The organism is Niveispirillum fermenti, from assembly GCF_048066175.1.
In the GTDB taxonomy this organism is placed as follows: domain Bacteria; phylum Pseudomonadota; class Alphaproteobacteria; order Azospirillales; family Azospirillaceae; genus Niveispirillum; species Niveispirillum fermenti.
In genome coordinates, this window is sequence record NZ_JBLTXA010000127.1 from 1 (window position 1) to 507 (window position 507).

The 507-nt window shown below is 67.7% G+C and carries 1 protein-coding gene; it reads left to right on the plus strand.

Annotated elements, in window-relative coordinates:
- The coding region (locus ACM9LZ_RS25990; RefSeq protein ID WP_416622394.1) for a cadherin repeat domain-containing protein at positions 1-507 on the plus strand (507 nt) is incomplete at both ends.

Here is a 507-nt window from a genome sequence, read left to right on the forward strand (position 1 = left end):
CGCGCCCGCCACGCCGACGGACAGCGACAGTACCGCGAACAGCGTCGTCGAGGGTGCCGCCAACGGCACCACCGTGGGCATCACGGCCAGCGCCACCGACATCAATGGCGGTACTGTCACCTATAGCCTGACCGACGATGCCGGCGGGCGCTTCGCCATCGATGCAACAACCGGCGTCGTCACCGTCGCCGATGGCACGCTGCTGGATTTCGAGACGGCCACCAGCCATTCCATCACGGTCCAGGCCAGTGACGGGGTCGACACCAGCACCCAGACCTTCACCATCAACGTCACCAATGTCGCCCCGGCTACCCCGACCGACAGCGACAGTACCGCCAACAGCGTCGTCGAGGGTGCCGCCAGCGGCACCGCCGTGGGCATCACGGCCAGTGCTACGGACGTCAATGGCGGCAGCATCACCTACAGCCTGACCGACGATGCCGGCGGGCGCTTCGCCATCGATGCCACAACCGGCGTCGTCGCCGTCGCCGATGGCACGCTGCTGGA